The organism is Pseudomonas sp. AGC41, from assembly GCF_057334555.1.
Genome location: NZ_JBHFJB010000153.1, coordinates 45,511 through 61,844, shown reverse-complemented (window position 1 = coordinate 61,844; position 16,334 = coordinate 45,511). Strand labels below are relative to the sequence as shown.

Sequence of the window (16,334 nt, the reverse complement as noted above, 5' to 3'; positions counted from 1 at the left end):
CAGTAGCTGGCGAACGCCGTTGGGGCGTTCGGGGGAAATTCGATGCATCGCTTCACCTGTTTTGTTTTTTTAAGTGTGAGTGCGTATTGCTGATGGAGCCGACTATAAACCCGACCGCCAAATAATCTCAATATATATATTTACATCCCATATTTTGGGATTTAGCCGGCAAACCTGGTACAAGCCACGCCCGGCACGTCCACTCGCATGGATAGCACCGCACCGTCCAGCGGATGCCCAAGCGGACTTTGCGCACTGGTGATGTACAGCGTCCGCAGGTCGTGCCCACCGAATACGCAACTGGTGGGACGGCTGACCGGCAACTCGATCACCCGATCGACATGGCCGTCCGGATGCAGCCGCAGCAGGCAACTGCCATCCCAGCGAGCGTTCCAGATGTAACCTTGCGCATCCATCGCCGAACCGTCCGGCCCGCCACGGGAATGGGGGCCGAACCAGACCTCCGCGGGCGCGAGTCTGCCGTCGGGGTAGATGAAGTGCCGATACAGCGTGCCATCGAGGCTCTCACCGAAATACACCGTCGTGCCATCGGGGCTCCATAGCAGCGTGTTTGGAATGCCCAGCCCGCGCAGCAGGGGCATCACCCGGCCATCGCCGCCGACACGGAACAGGCCGCCGGAACGTCGCTCGATGGGCAGGTCCTCGCCCTCTTCACCGATGTTGTTTTGCATGGTCCCCAGCCAAAGCTGGCCCAGCGCATCACAGCGCGCTTCATTGGCACGATTGCCAGGCTGGGGATCGGCCATGCACAGCAGCTTCAGGCGCGGCTCCAGCCCAGGCGAATCCAGGTCCAGTCGATAGACGCCACTGCTCAATGTCACCAACGCATCGCCGCTCTGGGTCGGGATGAAGGCGGAAACGTGTTCGGGCATCTGCCAGATCTGTACATTGGCGCCGATCAGCCGCAGCGCCTGCTTGCCGGCGATATCAACCCAATACAGCGCCTGGGTCGGCTCGTCCCAGAACGGTCCCTCGCCCAGTTTTGCCCGATGTTCCGTCACAGCCGTCCAGTTCATTGCAACCTCCCGTTCCCGGCTCGCCCGGTATTGTCTGTTCGACCGGCCATGACGTCGGGGTAGAAGCGCTTGATGGCCAGGTCAGCGTTATCGATCAGGGTCATGCAGGCCCAGACGCCGCGCGCCGCGTCGCGCTCGGCGATGGCTTCGGCGATATCCTTGTGTATCGGCAAGGTGCGCCGCAGTTCGTCCGGATCGGCCGCCGACACCTCGAACGAGACCGCCAGCAACGCGCCCAGGGCCGGGACCATCTGTTCGATGAATTGATTGTGGCTGGCGGCGAGAATGCATTCGTGGAAAAACTGGTCGGCGAGGTTGTAATCAGCGCCGCTGTCCACCGCCCGCTCCAGCGCATGATAAGCCAGGCGGATCGCCTGCACCTGATCAGCCGTCGCCCGTTCGCAGGCCCAGCGCACCGCCATCGGTTCGATGGTGCGCCGCAGGTCCAGCAGGTCGTCGACGAAGTTTTCCGGCAGGCCGCTACGTGACAGCCAGCCAACCACCTGCGGGTCGAACAGGTTCCAGCGGCGCACCGGCAGTACCCGCGTGCCGACTTTCGGGCCGACTTCCAACATGCCTTTGGCCACCAGCGTCTTGATTGCCTCACGGATCACCGTGCGGCTGACGCCCAGTTGCTCGCCCAGATCGGCCTCGACCTTGATGGTTTGCCCAGGCTTGACCTGGCCGGCGGCAATCCAGCCACCCAGCCAATCGACGGTCGACGCGTGAAAACTGCTGGACATGACTACCCCGTGGGCTTTTTCTTATCAGGCGCCCACGCTAATCATCATATGATTGGGTGTCAATTTGAATTTTCGCAACTACTGTAGGAGCGAGCTTGCTCGCGATAGCTCCCGCACATCCAACATCGTCTTGGCTGACACACCGCTTTCGCGAGCAGGCTCGCTCCCACAGGCAGGATTCATGGCTCAAGGCCGATGGGGAAAAACACGCCGCCACTCCACACGCCCAACCAGCGCTGGCCCTCAATCTCGCGACTGACCGCCAGCTCCACCAATTGATAGAACACGTTGCGATGAATCAGCGCTTCGAGGTTGCTGCGCACGTGGATGTAGGGCGCGGGCTCCTGGGTCTGGGGGTCGATGACCACCCGCATCGGATGATCGGGGCCGGCTTCGGTGGTTTCCTCGACATTGGTAGTAAAGCGCAACAACTGCCCTTCCCCCTCCCCCTCGACCTCAAGGGTCACGGCCACGAACGGGGCGTCGTCGACTTTGATGCCAACTTTTTCCACAGGGGTAATCAGGAAATAATCATCGCCGTCGCGGCGAATGATGGTGGAGAACAGCTTGACCATCGGCTTGCGCCCTATCGGCGTGCCCAGGTAATACCAGGTGCCATCACGGGCGATGCGCATGTCGATGTCGCCGCAGAAGTCAGGGTTCCACAAGTGGACCGGCGGCAGGCCTTTGGTCTTCGGGATCTGTCCCAGCAGGTCATTGGCTTTTTGCGGTCCGCTCATGGTGACTCCTTGAATTTTACTGGTCGCTTATCCCCAGCAAGGTGCGGGCATATTCACGCAGTGGGGCGGCGATCAAGTCTTCTGGCTGTTTGTCGTGCAACGTCAGTAAACCGCCACGACTTTTGATACGCGCAGTATCAATCAAATACTGGGTGCTGGTCTCGATCAACATGATCTGAATAACACCGGTATCGACACCCAGTCGATCCACGGCTTCTTCGTCCAGCCATTCGTCGGTGTTGCCGATGCGGTTATCCGCCTTGGCGAAGCGGGTATACAGCAAGTAGTGAGCACCGGCGGCACGCGCTTCGCCCATCGCCTGGTCGAGGCCTTCCGGGACCCGGGCGCGACGAACCATGGGGAAATACTCGATGAAACCGTTGAACGCTTCTTCAGCCACGACATTGGGCCGCGGATAAGCGCTGCCTGGCGGAGCAAAAGCACCCTGGGCAATGTAGATGAAGGAATCCGGCTGAATACGCAGGTTGTTCACCCGACGGCTGTCGCTATGGTCCAGCAGGCCGGCGTCGCTCATGTGATAACGAACGCCCTCCCCCATGTCGCTGACATTCATGCAGCCACCCAGCGTCAAAACGGCCAGCAGCAAAAACAGGCTACGCATCCTACCCTCCAAAAACCGGTGACGGAAAACCGGCGAATGGCCATGGGATGCAGCTTTTGCGCCAGCTCTACGAATGTCCGGTTTTTTCAGACTTTGGACATCTGTGGTGGGGGCGCTGGCTCCCTCATCTCAAAAGCCGCTGTTCAGCCGCCGATGATCTTCATGATGGTCGCACCGCCGGAGAACGCCACTTCCTGCTTGTCCCCCAGCGCCTTGACCAACAGCCGCTGGAGCGCTGGCAATGCCTGGTGACGCGGTTTGTCCAACAGATCGCCAACGTAGTGACGGTTACTCGACGACAGGCAGCCATGCAGCCAGCCCGTGGAAGACAGCCGCAGCCGCGAACAGGTGCGGCAGAACGGCACGCTTTCGTTGGCGATCACACCGAAGTGCCCCAACCCCGGAATCTCGTAACGCACAGCCGTGGCATCGACCGACGCATCGGCCTGCAGATATTCGTATTGGTCGCCAATCAGGCCCAGCAGCTGCTGCAGGCTGACGAATTGTTGAAGGAACGCGTTGGAGTCCTTGGCCAGGTGGCCCATGCGCATCAACTCGATGAAACGCAACTCATAACCACGCTCCAGACAGTACTGGAGCAGCGGCATCACCTGGTCCAGGTTCTGCCCGCGCAACGGCACCATGTTGACCTTGATCTTCATTCCCGCCGCCCGGGCCTGCTCCATGCCGTCCAGCACGGTCGCCAGGTCGCCACCACGGGCGATGCTGCGAAACGCCACGGGGTCCAGGGTATCGAGTGAGACGTTGATGCGACGGATACCGGCATTGACCAGCAGCGGCAGCTTCTTTGCCAGCAGCTGACCATTGGTGGTCAGGCTGATGTCCTGCAGCCCCATCTGCCCCACCGCCGTCATGAAGCTTTCCAGCTTGGGGCTGACCAGTGGCTCTCCACCGGTGATGCGCAGCCGCTCGATGCCGGCGGCTTCGATCAGATAGGCCACGCCCCGCGCCATGGCCTCGGCCGACAGTTCGTCCTGCGCAGCCACCAGCCGCTTGCCGTCTGGCACGCAGTAGGTACAGGCATAGTTGCAGGCTGAAGTCAGGCTGATCCGCAAATTGCGAAAACGCCTGCCTTGACGGTCAACGATCATGATGACTCCGGCGAAAGAAGAATCGGGCCTGTAAAACCTGACCTAAAAATCAGATTTCTACAAGACCCAAGCCTGAGTATATTCCTCGGGCAATGCGCCATGTAAGCAGACATGGCGCAATCAGACAGCTGAATGCCTCAACTGCTCGGGACGTCGGTGTCGCGCTTGCGCTTGTTGCCCATGCGCACGCCAATGTCCATCAGGAATTGGAAGAAGCCTTCCTGATCTTCAAGCACATTGCTCCAGAACGGCGAGTGATACAGCGCCACGGCGCCATGCACCAGCGCCCAGGCCGCGCAGTAATGGAAATACGGCGGCACATCTTCGAGCTTGCCTTCGCTGATCCGGCCCTTGATCAGCAGGGTCAGGCGTTCGAAGTTGGAAGCGCGGATCTTGTGCAGCTCCTCGACCATTTCCGGCACCTGGTTGCCCTTGACCACCTTCTCTTCCAGGCGATCGAACAAGCGGTAACGCTGCGGGTCGCGCATGCGGAACTCGAAATAGGCCCGGGATAGCGCTTCCTTGTCCTTGTCCACATCGGCCGAATGCAACAACTCGTTCAAATCGCGCTCGTAATCGAGCATCAGCCGCAGGTAGATCTCGGCCTTGGATTTGAAATGTTTATAAATCGTGCCTTTGCCGATACCCACGGCATCCGCAATCATCTCGACGGTGACACTGTCTTCACCCTGGTCGAGGAACAACTTGAGCGCGGTGTCGAGAATTTCCTGCTCGCGGCGACGAAACTCACGGACCTTACGGGGTTCTTTGTGCATAAGAAAAAGGTCTGAAGGGTCAAAATTCGAAGCCGGGTATTATGCCTAAATTACGCAAAAATGCACGGATCATCCATTTTCGATCAGTGTTTTGCGGAAAACCGTGCAGTCCCGACTCCTCCGTTTACCTGGCACCCTACCGTACTGGCAGGTGAACAGGACAGTGAGAACCTATCCGAAGCGAGCGTATTCCAAATTTGTTTAAAAACCGCCGCAACCACACTGGACGCATCGCCACAGTGATCAATACTTGAACTGTCGGCGTGACATCTCCCCCAAGTGACGCGCCGATAAAGGTACCAACGGACCGAGTGCCTTTGTTTACTCCTAATGGTCTTAACCCGGATTCACCCCCCAGAACCCGGGTTTTTTTTGTCCGTGATTCAGGCCCTCGGCGAACCGACATGCGCCAGGGGGAACAGGCGCTTGAAGTTTTCCGTGGTCTGCTGCGCGAACCGCTCATAGGATTCACCGCGCAACATGGCCAGGAACTCGGCCACCTCGCGTACATACTGGGGAAGGTTCGGCTTGCCGCGATAGGGTATTGGCGCCAGGTAGGGCGAATCGGTCTCCACCAGCAATCGATCGGCCGGCACTTTGCTGGCGACGTCACGCAGGGCATCGGCATTGCGAAACGTGACTATTCCGGACAGGGAGATGTAATAGCCCATGTCCAGCGCAGCCTTGGCCATGTCCCAGTCCTCGGTGAAGCAATGCAGCACGCCCGCCTGGGGCAACGCCGCGTCGCGCAGCAGATCCAGGGTGTCGGCGCGGGCACCGCGGGTGTGGATGATTACCGGCTTGCCCGTCTGACGAGCCGCTTCCAGGTGCAAGCGGAACGAAGCCTGCTGCACCTCGGCGGCCTCCGGCTCGTAGTGATAATCGAGGCCGGTCTCGCCAATGGCCACCACCCGAGGATGGTCGAGCTCGTGCAGCAGCCAGTCCAGGGCCGGCGCGGCATCGGGCTGCACGTCCAGCGGGTGGATGCCGACCGAACAATCGACATCCGCATAACGGTCGGCCAGGACCTTGACGTCGGCGGCGTTGTCGGCGCTGACACCAATGCACAGGAAATGCCCGACGCCTCGTTGGCGTGCGGCATCCAGTGCGGCGTCCAGCGAACCGCCATGGGCGGCGAGGTCGAGGCGATCAAGGTGACAATGGGAATCTACGAGCATATGGGGCCAGGCTACATCGTATGGGTAGGACGGTCGGACTTGAGGGTTCCGGCCAGGTGGGTTTCGATCTGATTGCGGGCCGAGTTGTCGCCTTCGTTGAACTGCACGCCAACCCCGGCCGCCCGGTTGCCCTGGGCGCCTTTGGGGGTGAGCCAGATCACCTTGCCGGCGACCGGGATTTTCTCCGGTTCGTCCATCAGGCTCAACAGCATGAACACCTCGTCGCCCAGGCGATAATTCTTGTTGGTGGGAATGAACAGGCCACCGTTTCTGATGAAGGGCATGTAGGCGGCGTAGAGCACCGACTTGTCCTTGATGGTCAGGGACAGAATGCCATTGCGTGGCCCGGGGCTGACAGGTTCGTTCATGCTGATCTCCGCTGCAATTGAGCTGAGTCTAGTGTGCCTGTCAGTTACGACCAGGCAAACTTGCCCATTGCACCAACAGCGCCTCCAGCAACAGGACGCGATTGAGGTTGGCCTTGCTCAGCACCTTTTGGCGTTGGGCAAGGATCCAGTCCTGAATGTTCAGAATTTTGTCCTGGCTGCTTTTTTGCGCCAGGTACTGGATCACCTTGCGCATGTCCGCCAGTCCCAGCCCTGCCTCGTCCTCGGTGAGCTGATAACGCAGGATCAGGCTCGACCAGTCGCAGAACCAGTCAAACAGCAGCAGCAACGGAATGGCGTTCCAGCCCTCGGCCAGTTGCGTCGGCGACTGCTGTTGCTTGAGCAGCTTCTTGACGCCGTCCACTACCAGTGCCCGCTGCTCACGCACGCCCTGGGCCTGGAGGCTGACGGCCGCCAGTGGCGAACCGGCGGCCAGGGTCAGCAGCTCGACACGCTCCTCATGGCTGCTGTCAGGCAAGGCCTGGCCCAGCCACTGCAGGCTCATGGCCTCGCTGGGCAGCGGGCAAGCCTGCTGCACGCAACGGCTCTTGATGGTCGGCAGCAACCGACTCGGCTGGTGGCTGACCAACAGCAGGACGGTATTCCCGGAAGGCTCTTCGAGACTCTTGAGCAAGGCATTGGCAGCGTTGATGTTCATCGACTCGACCGGTTCGATCAGCACAACCTTGCGCCCGCCCATCTGCGCGGTCTGGACAACGAAACTCACCAGGTCCCGGACTTGGTCGACCTTGATCGCCTTGTCCGCCTCTTCAGGCTCCAGCACGTAGTTGTCTGGATGGCTACCGGCCTTGAGCAGCAGGCAGGACTTGCATCCGTCGCAGGCGCCCGCGGCCGCCGGGGCCTGGCACAACAGGCTCGCCATCAGGCGCTCGGCCAGGGCCCGCTTGCCGATCCCGGCCGGACCGTGCAGCAGGTAGGCATGGGCATGCTGGGCACGCCCGGCCAATTGCTGCCAGAGGCTGTCCTGCCACGGATAGGCTTCAGCCACGGGCACGCTCCAGCAGACGCGGCAGCAGACCATCCAGCGACTGCTGGACCTGCGCCAGCGGCTGGGCGGCGTCGATCAGCAGGTAACGCGCCGGATCAGCCTGGGCACGCTCCAGGAAGGCGTTGCGCACGGCGTTGAAGAAAGCCTGCCCTTCCAGCTCGAAGCGATCGAGCCGCCCCCGGGCGCTGGCGCGGGCCAGGCCGATGTCCACCGGCAAGTCGAACACCAGGGTCAGGTCTGGCCGCAGGTCCGCCTGGACAAAGGTTTCCAACGCGGCGATGCGTTCAAGGGACAAGCCTCGGCCGCCCCCCTGGTAGGCGTAGGTCGAATCGGTGAAGCGATCACACAGCACCACCGCGCCACGGGCCAGCGCCGGGCGGATCACCTCGGCCAGATGTTGCGCCCGGGCGGCGAAAACCAGCAACAGCTCGGTGTCGGGGTTCATGACCTCGTCAAGGGGTGCCAGCAGCACCTCGCGAATCCGCTCGGCCAGCGGCGTGCCGCCCGGCTCACGGGTCAACAGCACCTCGATGCCTTCAGCGCGCAAACGTTCGGCGAGGTATTCGCGGTTGGTGCTCTTGCCGGCGCCTTCGGGGCCTTCCAGGGTTATAAACAAGCCAGTCACGGGCGATCCTTAATCAGAGTCATTGCGGGCTCGGCGGCTCGCTGGCATTCGCTTCGGGGGCAGGTTGCGGCGCGGGCTCCTGAGGCGGCACCTGGGGCACGGCTTCAGGCGCCGTATCAGGTGAAGCGGCGGGAATCGGCGCCACATCGTCCGGCGCAACCGGGGCCGGGCTGGAGCGATAATCGGCGCGGCGCTTGAGCTGGTATTCGCGCACCGCGTTGTTGTGCGTTTCCAGGTCGTCGGAAAACACATGGCTGCCATCGCCGCGGGCCACGAAATAAAGGCTGTTGCCGTCCGCCGGGTTCAACGCCGCATGAATCGCCTCGCGCCCGACCATCGCGATCGGCGTCGGCGGCAGCCCTGGAACCAGATAGGTGTTGTAGGGATTCGGTTCTTTCAGATGGGCGCGGGTGAGCTTGCCGGTGTAGCGCTCCCCCAGGCCATAGATTACGGTGGGATCGGTCTGCAACAACATGCCCAGGCGCAAGCGGCGCACGAACACCCCGGCGATCTGGCCACGCTCCTGGGGCACACCGGTTTCCTTCTCGATCAGGGAAGCCATGATCAGCGCCTGATAGGGCTGTTTGTAAGGAACATCGGCGGCCCGTTGCGCCCACTCCTTGGCGAGTACCTCTTCCAGCCGATCGTAGGCTTTCTTCAGCAGATCGGCATCCGACGTACCGCGCACGAACCGATAGGTATCCGGGAAGAACCGGCCTTCGGGAAATATCCCGGAATGGCCAAGACGGTCCATCACCTGGCTGTCGCTCAGGCCGGCGAGGGTCTGCTGGAGCTTCTCATCCTTGGCCAGCGCTGCGCGAACCTGACGGAAATTCCAGCCCTCCACCAGGGTGACGCTGTACTGCACGACGTCACCACGCTTCCAGACACCGATCAGGCCGTCCATCGTCATACCCGGCACCATCCGGTATTCGCCGGAGTGCAGTGGCTGGCCGGCGAGGTTGAAGCGCCAGTAGACCCGCAGCCAGAACGCATCCTTGATCAGGCCATCGGCTTCCAGGCGATTGAGCGTTCCGGTCGGCGTGGTGCCGCTGGGTACGTCAAGCAGTTCTTCCTGGGTGATGTTCAATGGCTGCTGCAGCGCCGAATGAATTTTCCACGCCGAAGCGCCCAGCAACAGCCCCGCCAGAACCAGTCCGACTTCCAGCAGCAGCAAGAATTTACGTCTCACGAATCAAGCATCCAATAGCGCACGGGCAAGGGTCTGCAGTTTACGGGTGAGCGGGCCAACCGACCAGCGCGCCGAACCGCATCCGCGTACCGGCCACACGCCATAAACGCTGTTGCAGACAAAGACCTCGTCGGCCTGGTGCAGTTGTTCGAGGCGGATATCGGTGACCTGAGTAGCGATGCCATCAGACTCGGCTTGAAACAATAATTGCCCGCGCATCACCCCGGCGACACCACAACGGCTCAAATCCGCCGTGATCAGCGCTCCGTCGCGCACCATGAACAGATTGCTGAACACGCCTTCGATCACCCGCCCGGACATATCCAGCATTAAGCCTTCGGCATGCTCGGTGTCGCTCCACTCGGCGCGGGCCAGCACTTGTTCAAGGCGATTGAGGTGTTTGAGGCCGGCGAGCAACGGTTGCTCGGACAGGCGTGTAGTGCAAGGAAACAGCTGAACGCCTTGCTCGGCATGGGCCAGCGGATAGGCCGCCGGCGGGCTGCCCTGCAAGATGCGGCGGGCCTGGGCTGAAGGATTGGCGGCATAGCCGCGCAGGCTGTCGCCACGGGTCACGATCAGTTTCAGAACGCCATCGCCAAGCTGCTGCGCATAGGCTCGCAGTTCCGCGTTCAATACCAGCTGATCGACACTGATTGCCAACCGTCGGCATCCCGACGCGAGGCGTTGCAGATGCCCCTCAAGCAGAACGAGCTTACCGTCCCGCACGGCGATGGTTTCGAACAACCCATCACCGTAGGCCAGGCCGCGATCTTTCAGCGACAGAGCGTCAGCCGGCTGACCGTCGACCCAGCTTTCCATCAACCGGCGAACCGGCGGAACACCAGCGAGCCGTTGGTCCCGCCGAAGCCGAAGGAATTGGACAACACGACATCGATGTCCATGCTGCGGGCGGTATGCGGCACGAAGTCGAGGTCGCAACCCTCGTCCGGCTCATCGAGGTTGATGGTCGGCGGCGCCACCTGGCTGTTGATCGCCAGTACGCTGAAGATCGCTTCCACCGCACCTGCCGCGCCCAACAGGTGGCCGGTCATCGATTTGGTCGAGCTGACAGCCAGTTTGTAGGCGTGGTCGCCGAACACGGTCTTGATGGCCTGGGCTTCGGCCAGATCGCCGGCCGGGGTCGACGTGCCATGGGCGTTGATGTACTGGACCTGCCCTGGATTGAGCTTGGCGTCGCGCAAGGCATTGGTGATGCAACGAGCCGCACCGGCGCCATCAGCCGGTGGCGAGGTCATGTGGAACGCATCGCCGCTGGTACCGAAGCCGATCAGTTCGGCATAGATGGTCGCGCCACGCGCCTTGGCGTGTTCAAGTTCTTCGAGCACCAGCGCACCGGCGCCGTCCGACAGTACGAAACCATCGCGACCCTTGTCCCACGGGCGGCTGGCCCGGTCCGGCTCATCGTTGCGGGTCGACAGCGCCCGGGACGCGCCGAAACCGCCCATGCCGAGGCCGCAGGCGGCCATTTCGGCACCACCGGCAATCATCACGTCAGCTTCGTCGTACATGATGTTGCGCGCGGCCATGCCGATGCAGTGGGTGCCCGTGGTGCAGGCGGTAGCGATGGCGTAGTTGGGTCCCTGTGCACCGAGGTGGATGGACAGGAAACCGGAAATCATATTGATGATCGAGCCCGGCACGAAGAATGGCGAAATCCGTCGCGGTCCGGAATCATGCAGCGTGCGGCTGGTTTCTTCGATATTGGTCAAGCCGCCAATACCCGAACCCATGGCCACGCCGATGCGCTCACGGTTGGCGTCGGTGACTTCCAACCCGGCATTGCGCACCGCCTGGAAACCGGCTGCCAGGCCGTATTGAATGAACAGGTCAAGCTTGCGGGCTTCCTTGACCGACAGGTATTCCTCGACATTGAAACCCTTTACCGAGCCGCCAAAACGGGTGGAATAGGCAGAAAGGTCGGTGTGTTCGATCAGACCAATGCCACTACGGCCAGCCAGAATGCCCTGCCAGCTGCTCGGCACATCCGTGCCCAGTGGCGACAACATACCCATACCGGTGACTACGACGCGTCTACGCGACACAGCACTCTCCTTTTTCAAATGACGACTTTGCATCAGGCCTAAAGAAAAAACCGCACGCCGAAATGGCAGTGCGGTTTTTCCATGACAGCTAGCGACGACTGAATACGATTACGCCTGGTGGCTGGTAACGTAGTCGATAGCAGCTTGTACAGTAGTGATCTTTTCAGCTTCTTCGTCAGGAATCTCGGTCTCGAATTCCTCTTCCAGAGCCATCACCAGCTCAACGGTGTCAAGGGAGTCGGCACCCAGGTCTTCGACGAAGGAAGCGGTGTTCACAACTTCTTCTTCTTTAACGCCCAGTTGCTCGGCAACGATTTTCTTGACGCGCTCTTCGATGGTGCTCATACCTTGTTTTCACTCCTAATGGACAAATTCAGGCAGCTGGCCGGTGGGTAAGTGTATAGAAAGACTTTTCGGTTTTTCAACCGAAAGCTTCACTCCTCGAACCCTGGGGCCCGCCGCCTATAAATAGATTGCAGCTTTATAACGGATTTTAGACAGCTCGTATGACATTTTTTTGAAGCAATCCGTCACATTTAACTCATGTACATCCCGCCGTTTACCGGGATTGTAGCCCCAGTCACGTATGCCGCACCGTCCGAAGCAAGAAAAGCGACCACGGACGCGATTTCTTGAGCTTGCCCCAGACGGCCCAGCGGAATCTGTGTCAACAAAGCTTCACGCTGTGCTTCCGGCAGTTCGCGGGTCATGTCGGTGTCGATGAAACCCGGTGCAACCGAGTTTACCGTAATCGAGCGCGAACCGACTTCCCGTGCCAGCGCACGGCTGAAACCTTCCAGGCCGGCTTTAGCCGCAGCATAGTTTACTTGGCCAGCGTTGCCCATGGCACCCACAACCGAGCCGATACTGATAATTCGGCCCCAACGGGCCTTGGTCATGCCACGCAGAACGCCCTTGGACAGCCGATACAGGCTGTTCAAGTTGGTATCGACCACATCGAACCATTCGTCATCTTTCATGCGCATCATCAGGTTATCGCGAGTGATGCCGGCATTATTGACCAGGATCGCCGGAGCGCCGAACTGCTCCTGGATGCTTGCCAGAACCGCCGCAACAGATTCGTCGCTGGTGACATTCAGCTCAAGGCCGGTGCCCTGGATACCGTTTTCCTTCAAGGTCGCGGCGATACGCTCGGCGCCTGAAGCGGAAGTCGCGGTGCCGATGACAATGGCGCCTTGGCGACCCAATTCCAGTGCGATAGCCTGGCCGATGCCGCGGCTTGCACCGGTCACCAGTGCAACTTTACCTTGCAGACTCATGCAAGCTTCTCCTGTTCAGGCTTGCGCTGCGCGAGCGGCAGCGAAAGCGTCTGGGGTGTTGAGATTGGAAGTCGACACGCCTTCGGCGCAGCGTTTGTTCAGACCTGCCAGCACCTTGCCAGGGCCGCACTCGACCAGTTCGGTCGCGCCCTTGGCTGCCAGGGTCTGCACCGACTCGACCCAGCGAACCGGCTTGTAGAGTTGTTCCAGCAGATCGCGCTTGAGGGTCTCGAGATCCGGCGCCACGTCGGCGCTGACATTCTGGACCACGGGAATCTGCGGCGCCTGCCAGTCGATGGCGGCGATGGATTCGGCAAAACGCTCGGCGGCCGGGCGCATCAGCTCGCAGTGCGACGGAACGCTGACCGGCAAGGGCATCGCGCGCTTGGCGCCACGGGCCTTGCAACCTTCGATCGCGCGCTCGACAGCCGCCTTGGCGCCGGCAATGACCACCTGGCCCGGCGAGTTGAAATTCACCGCGCTGACCACATCGCCTTGCGCCGCTTCGGCACAGGCTGCCAACACATCGGCGTCTTCCAGGCCGAGGATAGCGGCCATGCCACCCTGCCCGGCCGGAACCGCTTCCTGCATCAACTGGCCACGCCGCTCCACCAGCTTGACCGCGTCGCCAAGGCTCAGGCTGCCAGCCGCCACCAGGGCACTGTATTCGCCCAGGCTGTGGCCGGCGACAAACGCCGGACGCGCGCCACCTTCAGCCAGCCACAGGCGCCACAGCGCAATGGAGGCGGTCAGGATCGCGGGCTGGGTCTTATCGGTTTGATTGAGTTGCTCTTCCGGCCCTTGCTGGGTCAGTGCCCACAAGTCGTAGCCGAGTGCATCGGATGCTTCTTTGAATGTTTCCAGGATCAGCGGGTATTGCGCGCCCAGCTCGGCCAGCATGCCGAGGGACTGCGAGCCCTGTCCTGGAAAGACGAATGCGAGGGAAGCAGACATGAAAACAAAGCCCCTAATGATCTTGTCGTCAAAAATTGACGCCCCTGGGGGCGCTAGGAAACTGACAGTTGGATGGCGGGTTGAACCGACCGGTCACATTTAAGCATTGTCGGACGAAAACGCCTAAGTTAACAAATCTTCAAGACGGCCATGCAGGCGCTCAGGCAGGTTTTCCTCGATTTCGATCACCGCCCGGTTGATTGCACTCTGAAACCCCTGCACCCCAGCCGAACCATGACTCTTGATCACGATGCCCTGCAGCCCGAGAAAACTCGCGCCATTGTGCCGCGCCGGGGCCAGATCCGCCTGCAGACGACGCATCAGCGGCAGTGCCAGCGCACCCACCGCCCTGGAAGCCAGGTTCTGCTTGAACAAGGCCTCGATGCGGCTACCAATCATGGTAGCCAGGCCTTCGCTGGACTTGAGCAGGATATTGCCGACAAAACCGTCGCATACCACCACGTCAGCCTCGCCGCGATATAACCCGTCACCCTCGACAAAACCGATGTAATTGATGCCCCGGGCGCTTTGCAACAATGTGGCCGCAAGCTTGACCTGCTGATTACCCTTGATGTCTTCGGTGCCGATATTCAGCAGTGCCACGCGAGGGCGAGCGATGCCGAGGGTTTCAGCCGCGACCGAGCCCATCACCGCGAACTGCAGCAAATGCTCGGCGCTGCAGTCGACATTGGCGCCCAGGTCCAATAGCTGGCAGAAACCGCGCTGGGTCGGGATCGCCGCGACCATGGCGGGCCGATCGATCCCTGGCAGGGTTTTCAGCACGTAGCGGGACAGCGCCATCAGCGCCCCGGTATTACCCGCACTGACACACGCCTGGACCTTGTCGTCGCGCAGCAGCTCCAAGGCCACGCGCATCGAGGCGTCGGGCTTGCCGCGCAGAGCCTGGGCAGGCTTCTCGTCCATGGCGATGACTTCGGACGCCGGGGTAATCGTCAGGCGCGCGCGATCCGCAGCAGGATAACCACTGAGTAATTCTTCCAGGAGGGAGGGTTGACCGACGAGGGTCAGGTGTAGCGAGGGCGTAGCATTCAGGCAAGCGAGGCTGGCCTGAACAATGCTGCGGGGACCGAAGTCCCCGCCCATTGCGTCAATTGCGATGACTTGAGCGGACAAGTGATTACTCGTCGGCGCCCTTGTCGATCACTTTACGGCCACGGTATACGCCTTCTGGCGATACGTGGTGACGCAGGTGAACTTCACCGGTGGTTTTTTCTACAGACAGGGTGCTAGCCTCGAGAGCGTCGTGCGAACGGCGCATGTCACGGGCAGAGCGGGATTTTTTGTTCTGCTGAACAGCCATAATTGATTAACTCCTAAACGTTTGGGTCACGCTTTAACTGCGCCAATACACTGAACGGGTTGGACCGCGTTACCTCGTCCTCGCTCGGTTCGGGCTCATCTGCTCCCGCCGGCTGCTGGCATTCTTCCGGATGATGAGCAGGCACAATGGGCAAGGCGAGCAGAAGCTCCTCCTCGATCAGTGACTGCAGATCCAATGGATCTTCGCCCAGTTCCAGCACGTCATAACCTTTCGGCAACGACTGGGTATTCGCACCCTCCTTCACCACGGCGTAACTGCATTCGCTGTGGATCGGCAGGGTGACCAGCTCAAGACAACGCTGGCAAACCATTTTGACTTCAGTGTCGATAAAGCTGTGGATCACCACAGATTTACGTTCATCTCGTTCAAAAACGAATTTGGCCTGGACCGTACCGACATCGTCGGAAAGCGGGTCGCAGAGTCTCTTCAAATCGGCCAGCAGCAATTCACCTTGAAGGGTGGTGCCACGGTCAGCCAATTTGCGCGGGTCAACGTGAGGTGGAATCGGGTCATTCAACATAGGCGCAGCATTATAGGGATGCACCCGGCCATGTCAAAGGAAATTCAGCCCTGTCCGTCACTTGCACGCCTCGCTAGAATCCTCTCCTGCCTTCTGGAGACGCCAATGCTGCCTTTATTACTTGCCTCAAGCTCGGTCTACCGTCGGGAACTGCTTGCCCGCCTGGGGCTGCCGTTCGTCTGCAGCTCGCCGGACATCGACGAAAGCCATCGCACCGGCGAAGCCGCGCTCGAACTGGTGAAACGCCTGGCCCGGGAAAAAGCCCTTGCCCTGGCAGACCGTCACCCGGCGCACCTGATCATTGGTTCGGATCAGGTTGCCGTGCTCGGCGAGCGCATCCTGGGCAAGCCCCACACCTTCGAGAACGCCCGCGAGCAACTGCTGGCCGCCAGCGGGACCAAGGTAACCTTCCTGACCGGCCTGGCACTGCTCAACAGCCAGACCGGCGCCTGCCAGGTCGATTGCGTTCCGTTTACCGTAACCATGCGGACATTGGATCAGGCTCGCGTGGAGCGCTATCTGCGCACCGAGCAGCCGTACGACTGCGCCGGCAGCTTCAAGGCCGAAGGCCTGGGCGTGAGCCTGTTCCAGAGCACCGAAGGGCCGGACGCCACCAGCCTGGTCGGCCTGCCGCTGATTCGCCTTGTGGATATGTTGCTGGCGGAGGGTGTGGAGGTTCCCTGAACCGCCTCCGTGGGGGGGGGGGGGGGTGGGCTCGGTTGCGCAGCGACCGCAGAAATTTGGGGCCGCTGCGC

General features: G+C 60.9%; 20 protein-coding genes. 1 reads left to right on the top strand and 19 read right to left on the bottom strand.

From position 1 onward, the window contains the following. Positions 1 to 161 precede the first annotated feature (161 nt). From ACE04F_RS25450 to ACE04F_RS25360, 19 genes are all read right to left on the bottom strand, one after another. Complete coding sequence (locus tag ACE04F_RS25450) at positions 162 to 1,037, bottom strand: SMP-30/gluconolactonase/LRE family protein (RefSeq protein ID WP_486110421.1); 876 nt, start codon at positions 1,035 to 1,037, stop codon at positions 162 to 164. Continuing rightward, a complete protein-coding gene (locus ACE04F_RS25445) occupies positions 1,034 to 1,780 on the bottom strand; it encodes a FadR/GntR family transcriptional regulator (protein WP_305496044.1) in 747 nt (248 codons plus the stop codon). Before ACE04F_RS25445 ends, ACE04F_RS25450 begins: the two co-directional genes overlap by 4 nt. Before the next feature lie 179 nt (positions 1,781 to 1,959). Continuing rightward, positions 1,960 to 2,520 carry a DUF1285 domain-containing protein gene (locus ACE04F_RS25440; RefSeq protein ID WP_486110420.1) on the bottom strand — a complete coding sequence of 187 codons (561 nt, stop codon included), beginning with the start codon at positions 2,518 to 2,520 and terminating at the stop codon, positions 1,960 to 1,962. Between the two features lie 16 nt (positions 2,521 to 2,536). Then, positions 2,537 to 3,142 (bottom strand): DUF4823 domain-containing protein, encoded by a 606-nt coding sequence (locus ACE04F_RS25435; RefSeq protein WP_434569347.1) that lies wholly within the window; start codon positions 3,140 to 3,142, stop codon positions 2,537 to 2,539. A gap of 143 nt (positions 3,143 to 3,285) precedes the next feature. After that, positions 3,286 to 4,254 (bottom strand): GTP 3',8-cyclase MoaA, encoded by a 969-nt coding sequence (locus ACE04F_RS25430; protein ID WP_486110419.1) that lies wholly within the window; start codon positions 4,252 to 4,254, stop codon positions 3,286 to 3,288. A gap of 137 nt (positions 4,255 to 4,391) precedes the next feature. Continuing rightward, the gene (locus ACE04F_RS25425) at positions 4,392 to 5,030 is read right to left on the bottom strand and encodes a TetR/AcrR family transcriptional regulator (RefSeq protein WP_003204240.1); all 639 of its coding nucleotides are present in this window, start codon (positions 5,028 to 5,030) and stop codon (positions 4,392 to 4,394) included. A 383-nt stretch (positions 5,031 to 5,413) separates the two neighbouring features. Beyond that, positions 5,414 to 6,208 (bottom strand): TatD family hydrolase, encoded by a 795-nt coding sequence (locus ACE04F_RS25420; protein WP_305496048.1) that lies wholly within the window; start codon positions 6,206 to 6,208, stop codon positions 5,414 to 5,416. Between the two features lie 11 nt (positions 6,209 to 6,219). Further along, on the bottom strand, positions 6,220 to 6,576 hold the full coding sequence (locus tag ACE04F_RS25415; protein ID WP_305496049.1) for a PilZ domain-containing protein: 357 nt from the start codon (positions 6,574 to 6,576) through the stop codon (positions 6,220 to 6,222). Between the two features lie 40 nt (positions 6,577 to 6,616). Further along, positions 6,617 to 7,603, bottom strand: coding sequence for a DNA polymerase III subunit delta' (locus ACE04F_RS25410; protein ID WP_486110418.1), 987 nt, complete (start codon positions 7,601 to 7,603; stop codon positions 6,617 to 6,619). Then, on the bottom strand, positions 7,596 to 8,228 hold the full coding sequence (gene tmk, locus ACE04F_RS25405; protein WP_486110417.1) for a dTMP kinase: 633 nt from the start codon (positions 8,226 to 8,228) through the stop codon (positions 7,596 to 7,598). Before tmk ends, ACE04F_RS25410 begins: the two co-directional genes overlap by 8 nt. Positions 8,229 to 8,247: 19 nt before the next feature. After that, entirely contained in the window at positions 8,248 to 9,420 is a 1,173-nt protein-coding gene (gene mltG / locus ACE04F_RS25400) for an endolytic transglycosylase MltG (protein ID WP_486110416.1), read from the bottom strand. Positions 9,421 to 9,423: 3 nt separating this feature from the next. Next, positions 9,424 to 10,239, bottom strand: coding sequence for an aminodeoxychorismate lyase (gene pabC / locus ACE04F_RS25395; RefSeq protein WP_486110415.1), 816 nt, complete (start codon positions 10,237 to 10,239; stop codon positions 9,424 to 9,426). Beyond that, positions 10,239 to 11,483, bottom strand: coding sequence for a beta-ketoacyl-ACP synthase II (gene fabF / locus ACE04F_RS25390; protein WP_305496054.1), 1,245 nt, complete (start codon positions 11,481 to 11,483; stop codon positions 10,239 to 10,241). Before fabF ends, pabC begins: the two co-directional genes overlap by 1 nt. 108 nt (positions 11,484 to 11,591) lie before the next feature. Beyond that, positions 11,592 to 11,828, bottom strand: a complete 237-nt coding sequence (acpP, locus tag ACE04F_RS25385; RefSeq protein WP_003175607.1) for an acyl carrier protein — start codon at positions 11,826 to 11,828, stop codon at positions 11,592 to 11,594. A gap of 191 nt (positions 11,829 to 12,019) precedes the next feature. Beyond that, a complete protein-coding gene (gene fabG, locus ACE04F_RS25380) occupies positions 12,020 to 12,763 on the bottom strand; it encodes a 3-oxoacyl-ACP reductase FabG (protein WP_018613558.1) in 744 nt (247 codons plus the stop codon). Between the two features lie 15 nt (positions 12,764 to 12,778). Continuing rightward, positions 12,779 to 13,717 (bottom strand): ACP S-malonyltransferase, encoded by a 939-nt coding sequence (fabD, locus tag ACE04F_RS25375; protein WP_486110414.1) that lies wholly within the window; start codon positions 13,715 to 13,717, stop codon positions 12,779 to 12,781. 123 nt (positions 13,718 to 13,840) lie between these two features. Further along, on the bottom strand, positions 13,841 to 14,851 hold the full coding sequence (gene plsX / locus ACE04F_RS25370) for a phosphate acyltransferase PlsX (RefSeq protein WP_486110413.1): 1,011 nt from the start codon (positions 14,849 to 14,851) through the stop codon (positions 13,841 to 13,843). 4 nt (positions 14,852 to 14,855) lie between these two features. After that, positions 14,856 to 15,038, bottom strand: coding sequence for a 50S ribosomal protein L32 (gene rpmF / locus ACE04F_RS25365; RefSeq protein WP_003179396.1), 183 nt, complete (start codon positions 15,036 to 15,038; stop codon positions 14,856 to 14,858). A gap of 13 nt (positions 15,039 to 15,051) precedes the next feature. Beyond that, entirely contained in the window at positions 15,052 to 15,579 is a 528-nt protein-coding gene (locus tag ACE04F_RS25360) for a YceD family protein (RefSeq protein ID WP_003204262.1), read from the bottom strand. Positions 15,580 to 15,684: 105 nt separating this feature from the next. On the opposite strand from ACE04F_RS25360, the gene ACE04F_RS25355 reads away from it, so the two are divergent. Then, positions 15,685 to 16,263, top strand: coding sequence for a Maf family protein (locus tag ACE04F_RS25355; protein WP_486110412.1), 579 nt, complete (start codon positions 15,685 to 15,687; stop codon positions 16,261 to 16,263). The last annotated feature ends 71 nt before the right edge of the window (positions 16,264 to 16,334 follow it).

Excerpts from the sequence above, each read along its gene's own strand:
- ACE04F_RS25415 (WP_305496049.1), bottom strand. The coding sequence starts at position 6,576 with ATGAACGAACCTGTCAGCCCCGGGCCACGCAATGGCATTCTGTCCCTG.
- ACE04F_RS25355 (WP_486110412.1), top strand. The coding sequence starts at position 15,685 with ATGCTGCCTTTATTACTTGCCTCAAGCTCGGTCTACCGTCGGGAACTG.
- ACE04F_RS25445 (WP_305496044.1), bottom strand. The coding sequence starts at position 1,780 with ATGTCCAGCAGTTTTCACGCGTCGACCGTCGATTGGCTGGGTGGCTGG.
- fabG (WP_018613558.1), bottom strand. The coding sequence starts at position 12,763 with ATGAGTCTGCAAGGTAAAGTTGCACTGGTGACCGGTGCAAGCCGCGGC.
- acpP (WP_003175607.1), bottom strand. The coding sequence starts at position 11,828 with ATGAGCACCATCGAAGAGCGCGTCAAGAAAATCGTTGCCGAGCAACTG.
- ACE04F_RS25440 (WP_486110420.1), bottom strand. The coding sequence starts at position 2,520 with ATGAGCGGACCGCAAAAAGCCAATGACCTGCTGGGACAGATCCCGAAG.
- ACE04F_RS25430 (WP_486110419.1), bottom strand. The coding sequence starts at position 4,254 with ATGATCGTTGACCGTCAAGGCAGGCGTTTTCGCAATTTGCGGATCAGC.
- ACE04F_RS25420 (WP_305496048.1), bottom strand. The coding sequence starts at position 6,208 with ATGCTCGTAGATTCCCATTGTCACCTTGATCGCCTCGACCTCGCCGCC.
- pabC (WP_486110415.1), bottom strand. The coding sequence starts at position 10,239 with ATGGAAAGCTGGGTCGACGGTCAGCCGGCTGACGCTCTGTCGCTGAAA.
- rpmF (WP_003179396.1), bottom strand. The coding sequence starts at position 15,038 with ATGGCTGTTCAGCAGAACAAAAAATCCCGCTCTGCCCGTGACATGCGC.
- ACE04F_RS25435 (WP_434569347.1), bottom strand. The coding sequence starts at position 3,142 with ATGCGTAGCCTGTTTTTGCTGCTGGCCGTTTTGACGCTGGGTGGCTGC.
- fabD (WP_486110414.1), bottom strand. The coding sequence starts at position 13,717 with ATGTCTGCTTCCCTCGCATTCGTCTTTCCAGGACAGGGCTCGCAGTCC.
- ACE04F_RS25425 (WP_003204240.1), bottom strand. The coding sequence starts at position 5,030 with ATGCACAAAGAACCCCGTAAGGTCCGTGAGTTTCGTCGCCGCGAGCAG.
- ACE04F_RS25360 (WP_003204262.1), bottom strand. The coding sequence starts at position 15,579 with ATGTTGAATGACCCGATTCCACCTCACGTTGACCCGCGCAAATTGGCT.
- ACE04F_RS25450 (WP_486110421.1), bottom strand. The coding sequence starts at position 1,037 with ATGAACTGGACGGCTGTGACGGAACATCGGGCAAAACTGGGCGAGGGA.